This is a genomic window from Pseudomonas sp. LBUM1660, from assembly GCF_059695935.1.
The window spans coordinates 458,536-477,835 of record NZ_CP166795.1 but is presented as its reverse complement, the minus strand read 5'-3'; the positions used below and the strand labels follow the sequence as shown (position 1 = coordinate 477,835).

The following is a 19,300-nucleotide window of genomic DNA, read 5'->3' as shown; positions in this document are numbered from 1 at the left end:
GATTTCATGGCGAGCGCTTCGCACTCGAGCGGGAGCAAGCTCCCTCGCCACAGTGGTTCAGGGGAGGTTTCGAAACATGCATAACCCCTGCGCAATCATCCCGGTCTACAACCACGAAACCGCGATCACCACGGTGGTCGACGCGCTGATCGCCCGTGGCCTGCCGTGCATTCTGGTGGACGATGCCAGCGATCCATCCTGCGCCAGGGTGCTCGACCAACTGGCCCAGCGTGAAATGGTCAACCTCATCCGCCTCGCCGCCAATCAGGGCAAGGGCGGCGCGGTCATGACCGGCCTGCGCGAAGCCTCGCGCCTGGGTTTCAGCCACGCTCTGCAAGTGGACGCCGACGGCCAGCACGACCTGCAGGATGTCGCGACCTTCATCGCACAATCACGCGCTCATCCCAACGCCGTGATCTGCGGTTATCCACAATACGACGCCAGCGTGCCGAAAGGTCGTCTGTACGCCCGCTACCTGACGCACGTCATGGTCTGGATCAACACGCTGTCATTGCAGATTCGCGATTCCATGTGCGGTTTCCGGGTCTATCCATTACCGCCAACCCTGTCGCTGATCGACACGGCGAAGATCGGCAAGCGCATGGACTTCGACTCGGACATCCTCGTGCGCCTGGCCTGGCGTAATCAGCCGATGCAGTGGCTGCCAACCAAGGTGCATTACCCGCTGGACGGTGTCTCGCACTTCCGAATGTTCCACGACAATGTGCTGATTTCGAGCATGCACACCCGGCTGTTCTTCGGCATGTTGCTGCGGGCCCCGGTGATCCTCTGGCGACGGTGGCGAGCATGAGCAGCAACGCAGACAAACAGCACTGGGCCGATCGCCAGGAGCGTGGCAGTTTCTGGCTGATGAAGCTCACCGCGTTCGGTGCCAGAGTGCTCGGCCGTCGGCTGTTGAGTCCGCTGCTGTATGGCATCGTCCTGTACTTCTTCCTGTTCGGTCGCAGTGCCCGTCGCAGCGCCTGGCAATACCAGCAGCGCCTCGCGGACTGGAGCGGTCGCAACGAATTGCGTCCGACCCACTGGCGAGTGTTCAGCCAGTTCATGGCCTTCGCCGATTCGATGCTCGACAAGCTTGACGTGTGGAACGGCAAGTTGAGCATCGAACACATCGAAATCGTCGACCCGGCGCTGCTGCGCAGTCAGCTGCGTGGCACTCGCGGGCAGATGCTGGTGGGCGCACATCTAGGCAATCTCGAAGTCTGCCGTGCACTGGCGGAGATCGGCGAGAAGGTCACCATGAATGTGCTGGTGCACACCAAGCACGCCGAGCAGTTCAACCGTTTGCTGGGCGAAGCCGGCGCGACCAATCTGCGGCTGATTCAGGTCAGTGAGCTGGACCCGGTGATCATGCTGCAACTGCATGAACGCCTGGAGCGTGGCGAGTGGCTGGCGATTGCCGGCGACCGCGTCCCCCTGCATGGCGGGCGTAGCGTGACCGTGGACTTTCTCGGCCATCAAGCCGCGCTTCCTCAAGGGCCGTGGCTGCTGGCCGGTTTACTGAAGTGCCCGATCAATTTGCTGATGTGCCTGAAGAAACCGACGGGCCAATATCGAGTAACCCTCGAACCGTTTGCCGAGGCCGTGGTGTGGAAACGCAGCGACCGCGAGCAGGTCATTCATCAGTGGGCTTCGCGCTACGCCGAACGCCTGGGTCACTATTGCCTTGAAGCGCCCCAACAATGGTTCAACTTTTACCCTTTCTGGAAGACCGATGACGACGCCAACGCTTGAGCCGGTAACCTTCGGCGAACTCCCTTTGCGCATCGAGGACGTGCTGGCCGCGGCCAACCGCCAGGTGCCAACGCAGTTGCAAAGCGACCCTGCGTACCGTGAGCGCATCGCCAAGGGCGCGCGATTCCTCGACTCCCTGCTGGACAAGGAAGGCGTGATCTATGGCGTGACCACCGGTTACGGCGATTCCTGCGTGGTCGCGGTGCCGCTGCATCACGTCGAGGCGTTGCCTCGTCATCTGTACACCTTTCACGGCTGTGGCCTTGGCAAGCTGCTCGACGCCCAGGCCACGCGCGCCGTCCTGGCGGCGCGTCTGCAGTCGCTGTGCCACGGCGTGTCCGGGGTGCGCGTGGAACTGCTGGAACGCCTGCAAGCGTTCCTCGAACACGACATCCTGCCGCTGATCCCGGAAGAAGGGTCGGTGGGCGCCAGCGGTGATCTGACGCCGCTGTCCTACGTCGCCGCGACCTTGTCCGGCGAGCGCGAAGTGATGTTCCGTGGCGAACGTCGCCAAGCCGCCGATGTGCATCGCGAACTCGGCTGGCAGCCGCTGGTGCTGCGCCCGAAAGAAGCCCTGGCGCTGATGAACGGCACCGCCGTGATGACCGGCCTCGCCTGCCTGGCCTATGCCCGCGCCGATTACCTGCTGCAACTGGCCACCCGTATCACCGCGCTGAACGTGGTCGCGCTGCAAGGCAACCCGGAACACTTCGACGAACGTCTGTTCGCCACCAAACCGCATCCGGGGCAGATGCAAGTCGCCGCGTGGTTGCGCAAGGATCTGGCGATCGACGCGCCGACCGCGCCGTTGCATCGCCTGCAAGACCGCTACTCCCTGCGTTGCGCACCCCACGTGCTCGGCGTTCTGGCCGACAGCCTGAACTGGCTGCGTTCGTTCATCGAGATCGAACTCAACAGCGCCAACGACAACCCGATCATCGACGCCGAAGCCGAACGTGTTCTGCACGGTGGGCACTTCTACGGCGGCCACATTGCGTTCGCCATGGACAGCCTGAAAAACCTGGTGGCCAACGTCGCCGACCTGCTCGACCGGCAACTCGCGCTGCTGGTGGACGAGCGTTACAACCATGGCTTGCCGAGCAACTTGTCCGGCGCTACGGCTGACCGCGCGATGCTCAATCACGGCTTCAAGGCGGTGCAGATCGGCACCAGCGCCTGGACCGCCGAAGCGTTGAAAAACACCATGCCGGCCAGCGTCTTCTCGCGCTCCACCGAGTGCCACAACCAGGACAAGGTGAGCATGGGCACCATCGCCGCACGCGATGCGATCCGTGTGCTGGAGCTGACCGAACAAGTCGCCGCCGCCACCTTGCTCGCCGCCAACCAGGGCGTGTGGCTGCGCAGCAAGGCCGAGGATGCGCGCCCGTTGCCGCCAGCCCTGGCCGCGATGCACGAAGAACTGGCCAAAGACTTCCCGCCGGTCATCGAAGACCGTGCGCTGGAAGGCGAATTGCGCCTGTGCCTGAAACGCATCGCCGAGCAACACTGGAGGCTGCATGCGTAGCAAGGGAGTGCTTCACGCCGATACGGAAATCCTCGTGCCGTTCTTTGACGTCGACACCATGAACGTTGTCTGGCACGGCCATTACGTCAAATACCTGGAAGTCGCCCGTTGTGCGCTGCTGGACAAGATCGGTCACAACTACACCGCCATGGTCGAGTCGGGTTATGCCTGGCCGGTGATCGACCTCCAATTGCGCTATGTGCGCGGCGCCGTGTTTGGTCAAAAACTGAACGTGCGCGCCAATCTGGTGGAGTGGGAGAACCGTTTGAAGATCAACTATCTGATCAGCGATCTGCAAACCGGTGAGCGTTTGACCCGCGCCAGTTCCGTACAGGTGGCCGTCGACATGAGCAGCCGTGAAATGCAGCTGGCCTCACCGAAGATCTTCACCGATGCCGTTGAAAGGATGCTGGCATGAACCCGTTTTTCAAATACCTCGCTGCGTTGGCGCTGCTCGGATTGTCATCGATTGCTTACGCCTTCGATTTGCAGCAGCTGAGCGATCAACTGGCCAAGCCCGATGTGATCCACGGCAACTTCATCCAGGAAAAACACCTGCGAGCATTGCCCAAGCCGCTGACCAGCAAGGGCACTTTCGTCCTCGCTAAAAACCACGGTTTGCTCTGGTTGTTGAAAACCCCGCTGCAACAGGATTACCGCATCACCAACAAAGGCATCGCCCGCCGTGACGCCAACAGCTGGCAAATGCTTCCGGGCAAAAGCGCCGGTGCCGAACAGAACCGCTTGTTTCTTGCCGTGCTGCAAGGCGACAGCAGCGGGCTGCAACGGGACTTCGAACTGTCCCTGAGCGGCGACGCGCAGAACTGGACACTGACGCTGATCCCGCGCTCATTGTTGCTCAAGCAAGTGTTCAACCAGATCAACATCACCGGCAGCGAATTGGTGCACAGCATCGAGCTGCTGGAAACCCAGGGCGACAGCACGCTTTTGCGCATGCAGGACAGCACCAGCACCCAACCGTTGAGCGACGCGGAGCAACATGACTTTGCCGAGTGAACGCAGACTTCCATGGCTGTTTCTGATCCTGCTGCTGGCGGTGCTCGCGCTCGCCGGTTGGCAATGGCGCGACGGCGCACCGCTGTCGGCCAACCTGATGGAACTGGTGCCGGGTACCGCGCCGGACGCGCTGGAACTGCGCGCAGAACAACGCATGCAAGAACCGCTGAACCGCGAAATGCTGGTGCTGGTGGGCCATAAGGATCGCCCGCAAGCCATCGCCATGGCGCAGAAACTCGGCGAGCAGTGGCAGGCCAGCGGTGTATTCGAGAAGGTTCAGTGGAACCTGCAAGCCGACTTGCCGGCGCTGCGCACGCAACTGCTGCAAGGCCGACTGTCGATGCTCTCGGCGATGGACCGGCAGCAGCTGATCGGACATCCCGACGCCTTTATCCAGCAGCGCGTGCAAGCACTGTTCGACCCGTTCACCGGTTTCAGCCTGGTGCCGAGCCAGGATGACTGGCTGGGCCTGACCGGGCGTATCCAGAACAGCCAGCCGCAACATGGTGCGGTGCAACTGGACATCGGCAGCGGTGCGCTGGTCGCCGATGCCGACGGCAAGAGCTGGGTGTTGCTGCGGGCAAAAACCACGGGCAATGCCTTCGACATGAGCCTGCCGCTGCAAGTGGCTGACCTGCTTGAACGCAGCCGCAAAGAAGCCGGCCAGGCCGACGTGCAACTGCTCGCCGCCAGCGGTTTGCTATACGCGGCCAACGGTCAGCAACAAGCCACCCGCGAGATGACGTGGGTCGGTGGCGGTGCCACCGTCGGCATTCTGTTGTTGCTGTTGCTGGCCTTCCGGCGCTGGCGTGTCTTGCTCGCTTTCGTTCCGGTGCTGGTGGGCATGCTGTTTGGTGCGGTGGCCTGCGTGGCGCTGTTCGGCCACATGCATGTGATGACGTTGGTGCTGGGCTCGAGCCTGATCGGCGTGGCCGTCGATTACCCGCTGCATTACCTGTCGAAAAGCTGGAGCCTGAAACCCTGGAACAGCTGGCCGGCGTTACGCCTGACCCTGCCTGGCCTGACGCTGAGCCTGATCACCAGTTGCATCGGCTACCTCGCCCTGGCCTGGACACCGTTCCCGGCCCTGACCCAGATTGCCGTGTTCTCCGCCGCCGGCCTGCTCGGCGCCTACCTGTCAGCGGTGTGCCTGCTGCCCGCGCTGCTCAAGGGCGTGAACCTGCGACCGGCGCAATGGCCGCTGCGTATCTGCGAGTGTTTGCTGAACCTGCGCGAGGCGCTGCTCAAACACGTCAGTACGCCAGTGTTATTGGCCCTGCTGATCGCCTTCTGCGTCGGCGGTCTGTTGCAACTCGACAGCAAAAACGATATCCGCCAGTGGATCGGCGCACCCCAGCAATTGACTGACGAAGCCCGGACCATTGCGCGCATCACCGGTTATCAGCCGACCAGCCAGTTCTTCCTGGTGCGCGCGGCCAATCAGCAGGAACTGCTCGAACGCCAGACCGCGTTGAGCGAGCGGCTGGATCAGTTGGTCAACCTGGAAAAACTCCAGGGTTATCTGTCGCTGAATCAATTGGTCAGCCAGCCAAGCGAACAACGACAAGTGCGCGAAGCGTTGAGCAAGTTGCCGCAGTTCTGGCAACCGTTGCTCGACCTCGGCGTGCCGGCAGAAGCACTGCAAGCGGAGCTTGCAACGTTGCTGGCGCTGCCCGCCGAAGACATCGACGCCTCGCTGGTCGGTCCGCTGGCTGAACCTTATCGCGCCCTGTGGCTGGGGCCGACCGATGACGGCGTGGCGGCGATGGTCAGCCTGCAAGGCGTGAACAACCCTTCGCTGTTGCGCGTTCAGGCGCTGGACTTGCCGGGCGTCGAACTGGTCGACCGTCTCGGTGAATTGAACAACGTTTTCGCTGCAACTCAGATCAGCGCCGCTGAATTGAAACTCGCCTCCTGTGTGTTGATTGTGCTGGTGCTGATCCTGCCGTTTGGCTTCGGTGGTGCGTTGCGCATCGTCTCGCTGCCCTTGCTGGCCGCGCTGTGCAGCCTGGCCAGTCTTGGCTGGCTGGGGCAGCCGCTGACCCTGTTCAGCCTGTTCGGCCTGTTGCTGGTGACGGCGATCAGCGTCGATTACGCAATCCTCATGCGCGAACAGGTTGGCGGCGCCGCCGTGAGCCTGCTGGGCACCTTGCTGGCGGCGGTGACCACATGGCTGTCGTTCGGTCTGCTGGCGGTGTCCAGCACGCCGGCGGTGAGCAACTTCGGTCTGTCGGTGAGCCTCGGCCTGGCCTTCAGCTTTATCCTTGCGCCGTGGGCCGGACGCCAAGTGCATGCCGCCGCCGTCGTGGAGCCTGCAGCATGATGATCGCCTTGTTTTGGCTCATGGCCCTGGTGATATTCGCCGTGGCCACCCGTGTGGGTCGTCACTTCGGCCTGATCCCGATCGTCAGCCAGTTGCTGCTGGCGACCTTCGGCCTGCCGCTGCTGATGTACTTCTGGATCGAACCGGACTGGCAACTCAGTGGCGCCGAACTGATCTCGCCGGTGTGGCTGAAAAACCTCTACAGCCTCAGTTTTGCCTTGCTGCTCGGGCACATCCTCAGCGACGTGATCGACCTGCGACTGGATCGCCAGAGTCTGAAAATCGCCTTGCCGAGTTTCTGCATTCCGTTCGCCTGTGGGCTGGCGACAGCGGTATGGCTGTTGCCGCCGCAACCATGGATCAGCTCGCTGGCGGTCGGCCTGGTGTTCGCCATCACCGCCATTCCGGTGTTGTATTTGTACCTGCGACACATCAATTACCCGCCCACCGCGACCCGACGCCTGGTGCAAACCGCGATTCTCATCGACCTGACGTGCTGGACGCTGTTCGGCTTTGCCCAGGGCAGTCTGCACCTGAGCAGTCTGCTGCTGCCGCTGGCCGGCGCCTGCCTGCCGGCGCTCCTGCGTTTGCTGGGTTTGCGCCAACCGTTGCTGCACAGCGGCTGCTTCTTTGCGCTGCTGGTGGTCGCCGAGCACTTCAAGCTCAATGCGCTGATTTTCGGCATCGGTTATCTGCTGTGCATGGCCGCGCTGAAAGTGCCGCTGGTGTTGCCGCTACCGGCGATCTGGATGAACCGTTTGCAAACCTGGATCGCCATTCCACTGATCCTCACCTTCGGCATCGTGCAGATCAACGTCCACGCCGCCATGGCCACTCTCGGCTGGGTGCAGTTGGCGGCGCTGCTGCTGTTGCCGATTGCCAGCAAACTGCTGGGCAACTGGCTCGGCCTCGGCTGGGCCGGCGCTTCATTTGAAGGCGCCAGTCGCTGGCGCGAAAGCCTGCTTCTGAACATTCGCGGTTTGAGCGAGATCGTCTTTCTCAACCTGCTGCTGCAACAACAGCTCATCAGCCCGGCGCTGTACTTCGCGCTGATGGTGATGGGCCTGATCGCGACACTGCTACCGGCACTCGCCGGCATGCACCAAACCCCTTTGAATATCGCCGTCCCGGCAAGGAGCCCCCGTGCCAACAGTTGAAATGGAACATCGCCAGGTTGTTGTCATTGGCGCGGGTCCTTCGGGCGCCATTGCCGCCGCGCTGCTCAAGCGCAAAGGCCACGACGTGCTGATGATCGAACGCCAGCACTTCCCACGGTTTTCCATCGGTGAAAGCCTGTTGTCGCACTGCCTGGATTTCGTCGAAGAAGCCGGCATGCTCGAAGCCGTGAACGCCGCCGGGTTCCAGATGAAAAACGGTGCCGCGTTCGCTTGGGGTGAGCACTACAGCGCCTTTGATTTCGGCGACACGTTCAGCAACGGCAAGCCGACCACCTTCCAGGTCCAGCGCGCCGATTTCGACAAACTGCTGGCCGATCAGGCCGCGCTGCAAGGCGTGGAAGTGCGCTATGGCGAAGCCATCGTCAGCGCCGATTTCGACCTGCCGAAGCCGCAGCTCGATGTGCTTCGCGAGGATGGCAGCCAGTACCGTGTCGAAGCTGATTTTGTGCTCGATGCCAGCGGCTACGGTCGCGTGTTGCCACGCCTGCTGGACCTTGAAGCACCGTCGAATTTCCCGGTGCGTCAGGCGGTGTTCACCCACATCGAAGACCACATCGACAGCCCGACCTTCGAGCGCGAAAAGATCCTCATCACCACCCATCCGACCCATCGCGACATCTGGTTCTGGACCATTCCGTTCAGCAACGGCCGCTGCTCGGTGGGCGTGGTCGCGGCCGCCGAACACTTCGAAGGCCGCATGGAGAATCTGGACGATTGCCTGCGCGGCTTCATCGCTGAAACCCCGAGCCTGGCCGGCGTCCTGAAAAACGCCGTGTGGGACACGCCGGCCCGCACCATCGGCGGCTACTCGGCCAACGTCAAAACCTTGCACGGCCCGGGCTTTGCGTTGCTCGGCAACGCCGCAGAATTCCTCGACCCGGTGTTCTCCTCCGGCGTGACCATCGCCATGCGCTCGGCCAGCATGGCCGCCGGCGTTTTGCATCGCCAACTGCAGGGTGAAAGCGTCGACTGGCAGACCGAGTTCGCCGCACCGCTCAAGCGCGGCGTTGACACGTTCCGTTGCTACGTCGAAGGCTGGTATGCCGGGACCTTCCAGGATGTGATTTATCATCCAGGCAGCTCAGCGGATATCCGCCGTATGATCAGTGCGATCCTCGCCGGTTATGCCTGGGACGAGCGCAATCCGTTCGTCAGCGAACCCAAACGTCGGCTGCGCGTGCTGTCGGAACTTTGCGCAAGAGATGCCACATGATCCGTTACTTGCTTCTGGGTTGCCTCCTGCTGCTGAGCGCTTGCGCCAGCCAGGCACCGCTGCCCGGGCAAACCCAAAACCTGCCGTTGCCGCAACAACTGCACATTCAGCGCTTGCTCGCTGATCAGCGTCAGGACTGGGTACTGGTGATTGCGCGCGAAGGCCCCGGCATTCGCTGGTCGATGATGGACTTGTTGGGCATTCCGCAGGCACGCCAGAAACTGATCGATGGCCAGTGGCAAGCCGACGGCCTGCTGCCGCCGAATCCGGAAGCACGGGAATTGTTCGCGGCGTTACTGTTCGCGCTGACCCCGCAAGGCGAGTTGCAGGGCAACTACCCCGACGCCTGGCAACATGGCTCGCAACGTTCCCTGCCCACTCGCTGGGACGTGCATTACTCGCAACCTCTGAGATTTGAGTTGAACCTGCCTAAAGGTCCGAAGTACCTGGTGACGCCCCTGAGCGGGGAGACGCCATGACCGCCTACCTGAATGCTCTCGGGGTGATCTGCGCCCTGGGTCGCGACAAACAGGAAGTCGCCCGCAACCTGTTTGCCGGCGATTGCTCCGGCATGCGCAGCGAGTCCGGCTGGGTGCCGGAGCGCTCGTTGCCAGTGGCGGCGGTGCGTGGTGAATTGGCGCCGATCCCGCCGGAACTGGTCGAGCAAAGCAGCCGCAACAACCAACTGCTGCTGGAAGCCGCGCTGCAAATTCGCGACGACATTGATCAAGCGATCCAGACTTACGGCCGCGATCGAATCGGCGTGATCCTGGGCACCAGCACTTCCGGCATCGATGAGGCCAGCCGTGGCCTGGCCCATTACATCCGCGAACATGAATTCCCCGCCGACTACGACTATCAGCAGCAGGAACTCGGCGCGCCGGCCAACTTCCTCGCCGACTGGCTGCAATTGAGCGGCCCGGCATATGTGATCTCGACCGCTTGCACCTCTAGCGCCCGGGCGCTGATGAGTGCCCAGCGCCTGCTGGATCTGGGTATGTGCGATGCGGTGCTGTGCGGCGGCGTCGACAGTTTGTGCAAGCTGACCCTCAACGGCTTTTCGGCCCTGGAAGCGGTCTCCGAGCAGCGCTGCAACCCGTTTTCGGTCAACCGCAACGGCATCAATATCGGCGAAGCCGCCGTGCTGTTTTTGATGAGCAAAAAAGCAGGCGCGAGCCAACCGATTGCCCTGCTCGGCAGCGGTGCCAGTTCCGATGCGCACCATATCTCGGCGCCGGAACCGACCGGCCGGGGCGCCCTTCAAGCCATGAGCAAAGCCCTGAACCGCGCGAATGTGCAGCCCGGGCAAATCGGCTACCTGAACCTGCACGGCACCGCGACCCAACATAACGACGCGATGGAAAGCCTGGCGGTCTCGGCGCTGTTTCCGCACGGTGTGCCCAGCTCTTCCACCAAGCCAATGACTGGACATACGCTCGGCGCTGCCGGCGCACTGGAGGCGGCGTTCTGCTGGTTGAGCCTGAGCACGAACAACCAAGAAAACCTTTTGCCGCCGCATGTCTGGGACGGTCAGCCTGACCCCGACTTGCCAGCCTTGCAGTGGGTGACCCCGGCCGAGCGCCTGACGTCCATTGCACCTCGCTACCTGATGAGCAACTCCTTTGCCTTCGGTGGCAACAACGTCAGCCTGATTATCGGAGACGCCCCATGATTGACTGGCCGCTCGCCGAGCTGCTGCCGCACGCTGGCGACATGATCCTCATCGATCAGATCCTGGCGTTCGATGACGAGCAGATTCACACGCGCCTCACCGTCAAGCCCGGGGGCCTGTTCAACCGTCCCGACGGCAGCCTGCCGGCGTGGGTCGGTATCGAACTGATGGCCCAGAGTGTCGCGGCCTACGCCGGTTGCCATGCGCGCCAACGCGGTGATGCCGTGGAGCTGGGCTTCCTGCTCGGCACCCGTAAATTCGAATGCAACGTGGAGCACTTCCCGGCGGGCACCGAGCTGACAATCTACGGGCTGCGCTCGCTGGAAGACGACAACGGCATGGGCGTGTTCGAATGCCACATCAACGCCCCCGGCATTCACGCCACCGCCCGCCTGAACGTGTTCCGTCCGCCTCAGGCCGCTCAATACCTTCATGAATCCCCAGGAGTCCAGTCATGACTGAATCCGTACTGGTCACCGGTTCCAGCCGTGGCATCGGCCGTGCTATTGCGTTGCGTCTGGCCCAGGCCGGGCATGACATCGTGCTGCATTGCCGCAGCGGCCTGGCCGACGCCATCGCCGTCCAGGGCGAAATCCAGGCGCTGGGACGCAATGTTCGAATTGTGCAATTCGATGTCTCAGACCGCGCCAGCTGCAAAGCCATCCTCGAAGCCGATGTGGAAGCTCACGGCGCCTATTACGGCGTGGTGCTCAACGCTGGCCTGACCCGCGACGGTGCTTTTCCTGCGCTGAGCGAGGATGATTGGGATGTGGTGATGCGCACCAACCTCGACGGTTTCTACAACGTGCTGCACCCGGTGATGATGCCGATGATTCGGCGTCGTGCTGCCGGACGGATTGTCTGCATCACTTCGGTTTCCGGGTTGATCGGCAACCGTGGCCAGGTCAACTACAGCGCCTCGAAGGCCGGTTTGATCGGCGCGGCGAAAGCGTTGGCGATCGAATTGGGCAAGCGCAAAATCACCGTTAACTGTGTCGCACCCGGCCTGATCGACACAGCCATGCTCGATGAAAATGTGCCGGTGGAAGAACTGATGAAAATGATCCCCGCACAACGCATGGGCACCCCGGAAGAGGTGGCCAGCGCGGTGAATTTCCTGATGTCGGCGGAAGCGTCGTACATCACCCGGCAGGTTCTGGCCGTCAACGGAGGCCTGTGCTGATGAAGCGCGTCGTCGTCACCGGCATGGCCGGCATCACCTCACTGGGCAGCGACTGGGACACCATCGCCGGCAACTTCGCGGCCAACCGCAGCGGCATCCGCCGGATGGACGAGTGGGATCGCTTCACCGAACTCAATACGCGCCTGGCCGGCCCCATCGACGACTTCAAGGTCCCGAGCCACTGGACCCGCAAGCAACTGCGCAGCATGGGCCGGGTCTCGCGCCTGGCGGTCGGCGCATCCGAGCAAGCGCTGGCCGACGCTGGACTGCTGGGCAACCCGATCATCAAGGACGGGCGCATGGGCGTCGCCTGCGGCTCCTCCACCGGCAGCACCGACGAGATCAAGGCGTTCGGCAACATGCTGCTCAACTCGGTCGCCGAGGGCCTGAACGCCAACTCCTACGTGCGAATGATGCCGCACACCACCGCGGCGAATATCAGCATCTTCTTCGGCCTCACCGGTCGGTTGATCCCGACGTCCAGCGCCTGCACCAGCGGCAGCCAGGGCATCGGTTATGCCTACGAGTCAGTCAAGTTTGGCCGCCTGCCATTGATGCTCGCCGGCGGCGCTGAAGAGCTGTGCCCGACCGAAGCCATGGTCTTCGACGCGCTCTACGCCACCAGCCTGAAAAACGATGCGCCGCAGACTTCCCCACGCCCATATGACAGCGGCCGCGATGGCCTGGTGATCGGTGAAGGCGGCGGCATGCTGGTGCTCGAAGAACTCGAACACGCATTGGCTCGCGGTGCGCACATCCACGCCGAACTCGTCGGTTTTGGCAGCAACGCCGACGGCCAGCACGCCACCCGGCCGGAGCAGGTCACCATGCGCCGGGCCATGGAACTGGCGCTGGAAGACGCCGGGCTACAGCCTTCAGACATTGGCTACGTCAATGGCCACGGCACGGCGACAGAACAGGGCGACATTGCCGAAACACTGGCCACCAGCGCGTTGTTCGGCGAACACATGCCGATCAGTTCGCAGAAGAGCTTCCTCGGTCACACCCTGGGCGCCTGCGGTGCGCTGGAGTCCTGGTTCAGCATCGAAATGATGAACCGCGACCTGTACGTGCACACGTTCAACCTCGACGAGGTCGATCCGCACTGCGGCAAGCTCGACTACCTGCGCGGCGAGTTCCGGCAGATGAGTAATGAGTACGTAATGAACAACAATTTCGCTTTTGGTGGCGTCAACACCTCGTTGATTTTCCGTCGCTGGTCATAAGCAACGAAAAGACACAATCGGAAACCGGAGTACACGATTTCGGAAACGTCCCACAGCCAGAATTTGAGCTTCGCGCTAGGGTCAATGCCCCCGTGACACATCGGGGGAATCCCAAGGAAGAACGAACCATGACTAAAAAGGCCGTTATCGTTTTCAGCGGTGGACAGGACTCCACAACCTGTTTGATCCAGGCGTTGCCGCTCTACGATGAAGTTCACTGTATTACGTTTGACTATGGCCAGCGTCACCGTGCAGAAATTGAAGTGGCTCAACAGCTTTCGAAAGCGCTCGGAGTGACGATCCATAAGGTGCTGGACACTTCATTGTTGAATGAGCTGGCCATCAGTAGTTTGACGCGCGATAACATCCCTGTTCCAAGCGCCAACACTTCCGAAGAAAATGTACCCAACACCTTCGTACCGGGTAGAAATATTTTATTTTTAACCTTGGCGTCTATTTATGCGTACCAGATACGCGCTGAAACTGTAATCACAGGCGTTTGCGAGACAGAAAGTTCTGGCTATCCTGATTGTGGCGATGCGTTTGTAAAATCTTTAAACAACTCCATCGAACTGGGCATGGATTATAAAGTACGCATTGATACTCCGCTTATGAGGTTAAACAAGGCTGAGACGTGGGCCTTGGCTGAGTATCACGGAAAATTCGAATTGATTCAGCACCATACGCTGACTTGCTATAACGGAATAATAGGCAGTGGATGCGGTGATTGTGACGCGTGTAATCTTCGAGCAAGAGGTATGGTAGCGTTTCTTGAAAACAAATCAGCGGTGATGAATAGTTTGAAAGAAAAACTGAACTCAAAATAGTTTAAAGCGCAGGGGAGAGAGCGTCCCCTGCGTTTATGCAACCTTGGCTTCAGCCACATACCGTTTAAATAAAGACCTTGCTCCATAGGCTGGAAAAACGTTAAAAATAGCGAAGCACATTTTTATGGCGATCTGAATATAAATTATATTAAGTATTTCCGCGCTAGTCATTGTTCCATAAAATGCAATAAAGCAGAAAATAAAGCTGTCGATTATTACTGCAAAAAACGTACTTAAAAACACGCGCAAAAATAGCAACCTCGCACTCGTAAGTTCCTTTATCTTGTTCAGCAAGTATGAGTTCACATATTCAGAAAAAATAAAAGACACAGAGGACGCTACCAACACTGAGGATACATGCGCCATGACTTCACTATATGGTGTATCGAGTTTCCAGCCCGTCAAACCGGGAAGATAGCTGGTAAAACTTAGCAGCACAGTAATTAGCACGTTACTTGCGAATGCAAACAAGATGGCTTTTCTTGCCAATCTAAGCCCATAAAACTCATTCAACATATCAACTACCAAAAATGTCAACGGATACAGAAAAACTCCTGGGGTCACGATAACGTCGATCGACTCGATAAACACAAGCTTTGTCGCTGCAACATTAGTGAAAATATAGAGTGCGAAAAGCATTAAATTGAGCGCCACATAAACCATCCACGATTTTTCATGTCGATCATTTATCTCATAAGCCGTCAGTGCAGCCCCGCCAGAATAAAATTTCCTATACACCGACTTTATCTCTGACCTGCTTAAATCATCCACCATTTCACTTCTTAATAAATCATCAAGCTTTACTTTCGTGATCTTTCCTGTCGAGACAATCATGATAATGGCAAGACCTTTACTATTTTCAAAGCCTAACAACTTATACCGACTGTTCTCTAAAACACTATCCATTGAACCGCTCCTCCATTATCTCTCCGATGACAATAACAGCATCTGAGCAACAGAAGGGCTCAATGGTTATGAACAACCGTTTCGTCAACTTGTCATACGCCAGCTTCTCTTTGTTATTACTCACCAACCCCTTCTTGACTATTAACAAGTCTCCCGACTCGTTCACACCGATAATTTCATTCTCCAGAAGCACACCGATTAAATTGCAGGCTGTGCCGAAAAAATAAGTCAGAGGATGGGTAGCGACCAACTCGCCAATCCTCTTGCCCAGACTTTGCTCAAGCAAGCTCTCTTTGATGATAGGGACGGCTGCAGGATTCATATTACCTTGCAAAGAAACGCTACTTTCTATGATGTCTCTTTCTTCAAAGTCAACAGTCTCTATCTCCCTATAAGAGACACCGAAAAAATCAGAAATTTTGCGGATGGTGGACTGTTGAACATTGACAACCCGCCCCTCCAAAATGTTGTAGATAGTCGTCCTGGTCAAACCACTGGCATTGCACAGAGACAGCCGCGTTTCTCCGCGACTTTTTATCAAATACTTAATATTACTTTTCAACCTTTCAGTCTTTTCTCGCTTAAACATCAAGATACTTACCATTTGCTTGTAGTTAAAACAGACCATGCATGCTGACTGAATGGCTAAGAAAGTGACTGCCCGCCTTTTTCGCAATCTAAAGAGGCGGCACTGCACAGACAATATCTCAAACACATCAAACAAACGTCAAACATTGCTTCACACCGATACTGATAGGTAAAAAATCTGACAGCGATAACTTACTTCATTTAACGACACTTCTTACAACAACAAGGGAATTTGCTTGCAATGCAACCCACACCATTACTGACGCTCTTCTTAAACATGAATCATTTAATTACACAGATGTTAATTTATTTGATTAATACATCTGAATTTTCTGGTAATAAATCTACTGGCAGGTCAATTCACGCATTGCCGCCAACCAATCCCCCTGATGGTTTTGGACTGTCACTTCTTTAATCTTGCAAGGAACTTCGATATGAAAAGAACTCCCCCCAACTCTCCACAATCAGCCGACGACGATATTGATTCATCCAAACTATCCGATCTCACTGAACACCGCGTCAGCGCCCGCTTGCGCAAACCCGGGCAACCCGACCCTGTCAGCTATTTCTTCACCCTCCAGCCAGACATCGACACGCCTTCGCTGCTCGCTCATGCCTGTGAAACGCTGGCCTCGCTCAATGTCATGAGCACGGACCTTGCCCGCAATCTCGAAAGCTCCCATCGCAACATTGCGCTGGCAATCCAACAGTTGGCGGTGCTGGCGGAACTGATGATAAATCGGGCACTGGACAACCTGGACCCACCCGGCGGGGCGTCTGAGGTTCCCTCCAATAATGCCCACTGAATCGTCGCGTTTTTTACCGAGTGGAGGTTTGTCATGGATCGATATATGCCTATCACCGGCACCGATAGCACCATCGCATCGCTGCTGATCGACACCGAAGCACCGCTGGACGTGTTGCATGAAACGGCGGCCTACCGGATCCGCACGGCAACTCAACTGCTGGAGAGTCTCGCCTTTAGCGAGGGGGTTTACAGTGAGTTGGCACGCGTATTAGTCACGTCATTGCGCGATGGTTGCGACTTGCTGGATGTCGTCGGACGGCGATTACAGATGCAGCTCTCGGCGTAAAAAAGAAGGTCGACCTCATTGAGGTCGACCCGCGCTGACGCGTTCGGGCAGAATGCGCACCGAACACGTGATGAACAACAATTTTGCCTTCGGTGGCGTCTACACCTCGTTGATTTTCCGTCGCTGGCACTGATCTGAAAAAACGTCTGGAGTGAAGGGAATGACTCGGTTTCAGCGCATCGGCGCAGTATTCACCCTGGCCGTTGCACTGAGTGGCTGCACCAGCCCGGTGTACACCGCCAAGGAAAACTTTACCGCCGACAAGGGCCTGAGCGACGACCGGATGAGCCGCGCCATCGTCACCGCGCTGATTGAGCGCCGATGGACCGTGCAGTCCGCGCGCCCCGGCATGATCAAAGCGGCGATCACCGTGCGCGATCGGCACCACGCCGAAATCGACATCCCCTATACCTCCACCTCGTTCGAAATGGACTACCGCGACAGCCGCGGCCTGGATTACAAGGACGGCAGGATCCACGGCACCTACAACCGCTGGATCAATTACCTGCGCGACGACGTGGTCAAGCAACTGGCCTCCGACCCGGACGCTGATCAAGTCTTCGCCTCGCGGGGCGCCTATGAACCTACCTACCAGGACTTTCAGGAAGGCGTGAAACGCGCCACCGAAGTCGGCCTGCTCGACGGCAGCGTCAAGTTCTACCTGGCGGGAGAAGCGCTGCCGACTCAGGTGCACAAGCTGAATGCGGTGAGCAGCAGCCGAAGAGCCGACGACAACGAAGAAAAATCCGCTGAAGACGCCTGTTACTGGGCCTTGCAATCGACCTTGGCGACCTTGCAATGCAAAGCCAAGAAGGCCGGTGCCAACGCCGTGATCAACATCGCCGGCATCAACAAGCGCAACCTGAGCCAGGACACCGCCAAATACCAGTGCAGCGACGACGAGGAAATACCTGGGCTGAAAGCGCTCAAGGCTGTGGTGACCGGGGTGGCGTTGCGTGGGGATCTGGTGCGGGTTGACTGAGGCAGGCGCCTCGAGAACGACAAAGGGCGCCTTTCGGCGCCCCTTCACAAACAGGTCGGCTTGTCATCGCCCTGTACCTGTCTGGCTCTGCGATGGCTGGTTGCCCAGGATCCTCAGAGTCTCACAAGCCCCTTACGGGAACGGGGGGAGTATTGCTTATGACACCACTAGTCGTCTTTTTTCTTTTGGTTCGACTCAGGTACTGGCGTGTAACTTCAGTCCTAAAGCCTTCACAACCTTAAGAATGGTACCGAATTCCGGATTGCCTTCACCCGAAAGTGCACGGTAAAGGCTTTCCCGAGAGAGCCCCGCATCCCGTGCGACCTGGGTCATGCCCCGAGCACGCGCAATAGTCCCAAGTGCTTTGGCGATAAATGCTGGATCATCTCCCGCTTCTTCCATGCTAGCGTCAAGATAATTGGCCATGTCCTCTTCGGTCTTGAGGTACTCAGCAGAGTCCCAGCGAGTGAATTGTTCGGTCATGGGTTTTGCTCCTGCCAGGATTTTGCAATGAGCCTGGCTTGTTTGATGTCACGTGTTTGGCTGCTTTTGTCACCTCTGCAAAGGAGGATGACTAACTGACGACCTTGCTGCATGAAGTAGACCCGATAACCGGGGCCGTAATCTATGCGGATTTCACTCACCCCTTCCCCGATGGCTTTGACATCACCGAATTGCCCATCGGCCATACGATCGATTCGCACCTGAATACGCATCCTGGCGCGGCTGTCGGCCAGCTTCAATAGCCAGCTAGAAAATGTTGAGCTTCGAAGGATCTCGGTCATGCTGCGAGTGTAGCTCTTGAGCTACACCCGCTCAACCAGAAATTTTAATCCGCCGAAATTCTATGACCGCAAAACAGTCACGACTTCAACGGCTCAACCTTCCTCGTCAACAACTCCACAAACGCCTTGGCCATCGGTGATTTCTGATCCTTGCGCTGCACCAGCCACACTGCCGACACCGCTTCCGGATCGAGCAACGGCCGATACACTACCCCGTCGATACGCATTCGCTGATAAGACGCCGGCAACACCGACACACCCAGCCCCGCCGCCACTAACCCGATAATCGTCATCGCCTCACCCGCCTCTTGCGCGAAGTGCGGGCTGAAACCGGCATCGCGCGCCAGGCTGAGTAACTGTGCGTACAGACCACTGCCATAACTGCGGGGGAAGAATACGAACGGTTCGAGGGCCAATGCCGAGAGGAACAAACCTTCTTCGCTGTCGTTCACTAGCGGATGTTTGGAGCTGAGCACCGCGACCAGCGGCTCACGCATCAGCTCCACGACGCTCAGAGAATCCGGCAATCCCAGCGGTCGCATAATGCCGACTTCAATCGACTCATCGACCAGCGCGTCGGCCACTTGGGTGCTGCTCATTTCCCGCAGATTCAAATGCACGGCCGGGAAGCGCTGGCGGAACGAGAAAATCGCCTGTGGAATGGTCGAGTTGAACGGCGCCGACGAGGTGAAGCCAATTTTCAGTTCGCCCAACTCACCCAGCTGCGCACGCCGTGCCACATCAGCGGCTTTGTCGACCTGCGCCAGCACCAGTCGCGCTTCTTCCAGAAACAACCGACCGGCTTCGCTGAGTTCGACCCGACGATTGGTTCGCTCGAATAACCGTGCACCGACTTCCTGTTCCAGCGCCTGAATCTGCTGACTCAGCGGCGGTTGCGAGATGCCCAGCACCTGGGCGGCGCGGCCGAAGTGCAGTTCTTCAGCGACGGCGATGAAGTAGCGCAAGTGACGCAATTCCATGAAAACTCCATTAGGTCGTAAAACCTATCAAACAGGTCGAACAATA

At 58.7% G+C, this 19,300-nt stretch carries 22 protein-coding genes; 17 read left to right on the top strand and 5 right to left on the bottom strand.

The genetic code is table 11. From position 1 onward, the window contains the following. Positions 1–76: 76 nt before the first annotated feature. From ACA068_RS02300 to queC, 14 genes are all read left to right on the top strand, one after another. Positions 77–811, top strand: a complete 735-nt coding sequence (locus ACA068_RS02300) for a glycosyltransferase family 2 protein (RefSeq protein ID WP_497307290.1) — start codon at positions 77–79, stop codon at positions 809–811. Further along, on the top strand, positions 808–1,755 hold the full coding sequence (locus ACA068_RS02295; protein WP_497307288.1) for a lysophospholipid acyltransferase family protein: 948 nt from the start codon (positions 808–810) through the stop codon (positions 1,753–1,755). Before ACA068_RS02300 ends, ACA068_RS02295 begins: the two co-directional genes overlap by 4 nt. Further along, entirely contained in the window at positions 1,736–3,280 is a 1,545-nt protein-coding gene (locus ACA068_RS02290) for an HAL/PAL/TAL family ammonia-lyase (RefSeq protein WP_497307286.1), read from the top strand. The genes ACA068_RS02295 and ACA068_RS02290 overlap by 20 nt, the downstream gene beginning before the upstream one ends. Beyond that, the gene (locus ACA068_RS02285) at positions 3,273–3,698 is read left to right on the top strand and encodes an acyl-CoA thioesterase (protein ID WP_497307284.1); all 426 of its coding nucleotides are present in this window, start codon (positions 3,273–3,275) and stop codon (positions 3,696–3,698) included. The genes ACA068_RS02290 and ACA068_RS02285 overlap by 8 nt, the downstream gene beginning before the upstream one ends. Then, positions 3,695–4,297: an outer membrane lipoprotein carrier protein LolA gene (locus tag ACA068_RS02280; protein WP_497307283.1), complete on the top strand. Its 603-nt coding sequence runs from the start codon at positions 3,695–3,697 to the stop codon at positions 4,295–4,297. Before ACA068_RS02285 ends, ACA068_RS02280 begins: the two co-directional genes overlap by 4 nt. After that, positions 4,281–6,620 (top strand): MMPL family transporter, encoded by a 2,340-nt coding sequence (locus ACA068_RS02275; RefSeq protein ID WP_497307281.1) that lies wholly within the window; start codon positions 4,281–4,283, stop codon positions 6,618–6,620. The genes ACA068_RS02280 and ACA068_RS02275 overlap by 17 nt, the downstream gene beginning before the upstream one ends. Next, a complete protein-coding gene (locus ACA068_RS02270; RefSeq protein ID WP_497307280.1) occupies positions 6,617–7,777 on the top strand; it encodes a cation:proton antiporter in 1,161 nt (386 codons plus the stop codon). Before ACA068_RS02275 ends, ACA068_RS02270 begins: the two co-directional genes overlap by 4 nt. After that, entirely contained in the window at positions 7,764–9,011 is a 1,248-nt protein-coding gene (locus ACA068_RS02265) for an NAD(P)/FAD-dependent oxidoreductase (protein WP_497307278.1), read from the top strand. Before ACA068_RS02270 ends, ACA068_RS02265 begins: the two co-directional genes overlap by 14 nt. Beyond that, complete coding sequence (locus ACA068_RS02260) at positions 9,008–9,490, top strand: hypothetical protein (protein WP_497307276.1); 483 nt, start codon at positions 9,008–9,010, stop codon at positions 9,488–9,490. Before ACA068_RS02265 ends, ACA068_RS02260 begins: the two co-directional genes overlap by 4 nt. Continuing rightward, a complete protein-coding gene (locus ACA068_RS02255) occupies positions 9,487–10,683 on the top strand; it encodes a beta-ketoacyl-[acyl-carrier-protein] synthase family protein (RefSeq protein ID WP_497307274.1) in 1,197 nt (398 codons plus the stop codon). The genes ACA068_RS02260 and ACA068_RS02255 overlap by 4 nt, the downstream gene beginning before the upstream one ends. Further along, a complete protein-coding gene (locus ACA068_RS02250) occupies positions 10,680–11,141 on the top strand; it encodes a hotdog family protein (protein WP_497307273.1) in 462 nt (153 codons plus the stop codon). The genes ACA068_RS02255 and ACA068_RS02250 overlap by 4 nt, the downstream gene beginning before the upstream one ends. Next, positions 11,138–11,866 (top strand): 3-ketoacyl-ACP reductase FabG2, encoded by a 729-nt coding sequence (locus tag ACA068_RS02245; RefSeq protein ID WP_497307271.1) that lies wholly within the window; start codon positions 11,138–11,140, stop codon positions 11,864–11,866. The genes ACA068_RS02250 and ACA068_RS02245 overlap by 4 nt, the downstream gene beginning before the upstream one ends. Then, positions 11,866–13,092 carry a beta-ketoacyl-ACP synthase gene (locus ACA068_RS02240; RefSeq protein WP_497307269.1) on the top strand — a complete coding sequence of 409 codons (1,227 nt, stop codon included), beginning with the start codon at positions 11,866–11,868 and terminating at the stop codon, positions 13,090–13,092. Before ACA068_RS02245 ends, ACA068_RS02240 begins: the two co-directional genes overlap by 1 nt. 128 nt (positions 13,093–13,220) lie before the next feature. Continuing rightward, on the top strand, positions 13,221–13,919 hold the full coding sequence (gene queC / locus ACA068_RS02235; RefSeq protein ID WP_497307267.1) for a 7-cyano-7-deazaguanine synthase QueC: 699 nt from the start codon (positions 13,221–13,223) through the stop codon (positions 13,917–13,919). Positions 13,920–13,952: 33 nt separating this feature from the next. On the opposite strand, the gene ACA068_RS02230 is transcribed toward queC, so the two are convergent. Both ACA068_RS02230 and ACA068_RS02225 read right to left on the bottom strand, forming a co-directional pair. Beyond that, positions 13,953–14,825, bottom strand: a complete 873-nt coding sequence (locus tag ACA068_RS02230; RefSeq protein ID WP_497307265.1) for a queuosine precursor transporter — start codon at positions 14,823–14,825, stop codon at positions 13,953–13,955. Continuing rightward, entirely contained in the window at positions 14,818–15,414 is a 597-nt protein-coding gene (locus ACA068_RS02225) for a helix-turn-helix domain-containing protein (protein WP_497307264.1), read from the bottom strand. The genes ACA068_RS02230 and ACA068_RS02225 overlap by 8 nt, the downstream gene beginning before the upstream one ends. Positions 15,415–15,847: 433 nt before the next feature. On the opposite strand from ACA068_RS02225, the gene ACA068_RS02220 reads away from it, so the two are divergent. The 3 genes from ACA068_RS02220 to ACA068_RS02210 all read left to right on the top strand — a co-directional run bounded on the left by ACA068_RS02220 (position 15,848) and on the right by ACA068_RS02210 (position 17,489). Further along, positions 15,848–16,219, top strand: a complete 372-nt coding sequence (locus tag ACA068_RS02220) for a DUF6124 family protein (RefSeq protein WP_109627597.1) — start codon at positions 15,848–15,850, stop codon at positions 16,217–16,219. A 33-nt stretch (positions 16,220–16,252) separates the two neighbouring features. After that, positions 16,253–16,507 (top strand): hypothetical protein, encoded by a 255-nt coding sequence (locus ACA068_RS02215; RefSeq protein ID WP_109627596.1) that lies wholly within the window; start codon positions 16,253–16,255, stop codon positions 16,505–16,507. 160 nt (positions 16,508–16,667) lie between these two features. After that, positions 16,668–17,489, top strand: a complete 822-nt coding sequence (locus tag ACA068_RS02210; RefSeq protein ID WP_497307262.1) for a hypothetical protein — start codon at positions 16,668–16,670, stop codon at positions 17,487–17,489. 195 nt (positions 17,490–17,684) lie between these two features. On the opposite strand, the gene ACA068_RS02205 is transcribed toward ACA068_RS02210, so the two are convergent. From ACA068_RS02205 to ACA068_RS02195, 3 genes are all read right to left on the bottom strand, one after another. Continuing rightward, a complete protein-coding gene (locus ACA068_RS02205) occupies positions 17,685–17,972 on the bottom strand; it encodes an addiction module antidote protein (protein ID WP_166495958.1) in 288 nt (95 codons plus the stop codon). Next, positions 17,969–18,274 (bottom strand): type II toxin-antitoxin system RelE/ParE family toxin, encoded by a 306-nt coding sequence (locus ACA068_RS02200; RefSeq protein WP_497307260.1) that lies wholly within the window; start codon positions 18,272–18,274, stop codon positions 17,969–17,971. The genes ACA068_RS02205 and ACA068_RS02200 overlap by 4 nt, the downstream gene beginning before the upstream one ends. A 77-nt stretch (positions 18,275–18,351) precedes the next feature. Beyond that, on the bottom strand, positions 18,352–19,254 hold the full coding sequence (locus ACA068_RS02195) for a LysR family transcriptional regulator (protein WP_497307259.1): 903 nt from the start codon (positions 19,252–19,254) through the stop codon (positions 18,352–18,354). Positions 19,255–19,300 lie beyond the last annotated feature (46 nt).

Coding starts and splice junctions, on each gene's coding strand:
- ACA068_RS02300 (WP_497307290.1), top strand. CDS start 77: ATGCATAACCCCTGCGCAATCATCCCGGTCTACAACCACGAAACCGCG.
- ACA068_RS02295 (WP_497307288.1), top strand. CDS start 808: ATGAGCAGCAACGCAGACAAACAGCACTGGGCCGATCGCCAGGAGCGT.
- ACA068_RS02290 (WP_497307286.1), top strand. CDS start 1,736: ATGACGACGCCAACGCTTGAGCCGGTAACCTTCGGCGAACTCCCTTTG.
- ACA068_RS02285 (WP_497307284.1), top strand. CDS start 3,273: ATGCGTAGCAAGGGAGTGCTTCACGCCGATACGGAAATCCTCGTGCCG.
- ACA068_RS02280 (WP_497307283.1), top strand. CDS start 3,695: ATGAACCCGTTTTTCAAATACCTCGCTGCGTTGGCGCTGCTCGGATTG.
- ACA068_RS02275 (WP_497307281.1), top strand. CDS start 4,281: ATGACTTTGCCGAGTGAACGCAGACTTCCATGGCTGTTTCTGATCCTG.
- ACA068_RS02270 (WP_497307280.1), top strand. CDS start 6,617: ATGATGATCGCCTTGTTTTGGCTCATGGCCCTGGTGATATTCGCCGTG.
- ACA068_RS02260 (WP_497307276.1), top strand. CDS start 9,008: ATGATCCGTTACTTGCTTCTGGGTTGCCTCCTGCTGCTGAGCGCTTGC.
- ACA068_RS02255 (WP_497307274.1), top strand. CDS start 9,487: ATGACCGCCTACCTGAATGCTCTCGGGGTGATCTGCGCCCTGGGTCGC.
- ACA068_RS02250 (WP_497307273.1), top strand. CDS start 10,680: ATGATTGACTGGCCGCTCGCCGAGCTGCTGCCGCACGCTGGCGACATG.
- ACA068_RS02245 (WP_497307271.1), top strand. CDS start 11,138: ATGACTGAATCCGTACTGGTCACCGGTTCCAGCCGTGGCATCGGCCGT.
- ACA068_RS02240 (WP_497307269.1), top strand. CDS start 11,866: ATGAAGCGCGTCGTCGTCACCGGCATGGCCGGCATCACCTCACTGGGC.
- queC (WP_497307267.1), top strand. CDS start 13,221: ATGACTAAAAAGGCCGTTATCGTTTTCAGCGGTGGACAGGACTCCACA.
- ACA068_RS02230 (WP_497307265.1), bottom strand. CDS start 14,825: ATGGATAGTGTTTTAGAGAACAGTCGGTATAAGTTGTTAGGCTTTGAA.
- ACA068_RS02225 (WP_497307264.1), bottom strand. CDS start 15,414: ATGTTTAAGCGAGAAAAGACTGAAAGGTTGAAAAGTAATATTAAGTAT.
- ACA068_RS02220 (WP_109627597.1), top strand. CDS start 15,848: ATGAAAAGAACTCCCCCCAACTCTCCACAATCAGCCGACGACGATATT.
- ACA068_RS02215 (WP_109627596.1), top strand. CDS start 16,253: ATGGATCGATATATGCCTATCACCGGCACCGATAGCACCATCGCATCG.
- ACA068_RS02210 (WP_497307262.1), top strand. CDS start 16,668: ATGACTCGGTTTCAGCGCATCGGCGCAGTATTCACCCTGGCCGTTGCA.
- ACA068_RS02205 (WP_166495958.1), bottom strand. CDS start 17,972: ATGACCGAACAATTCACTCGCTGGGACTCTGCTGAGTACCTCAAGACC.
- ACA068_RS02200 (WP_497307260.1), bottom strand. CDS start 18,274: ATGACCGAGATCCTTCGAAGCTCAACATTTTCTAGCTGGCTATTGAAG.
- ACA068_RS02195 (WP_497307259.1), bottom strand. CDS start 19,254: ATGGAATTGCGTCACTTGCGCTACTTCATCGCCGTCGCTGAAGAACTG.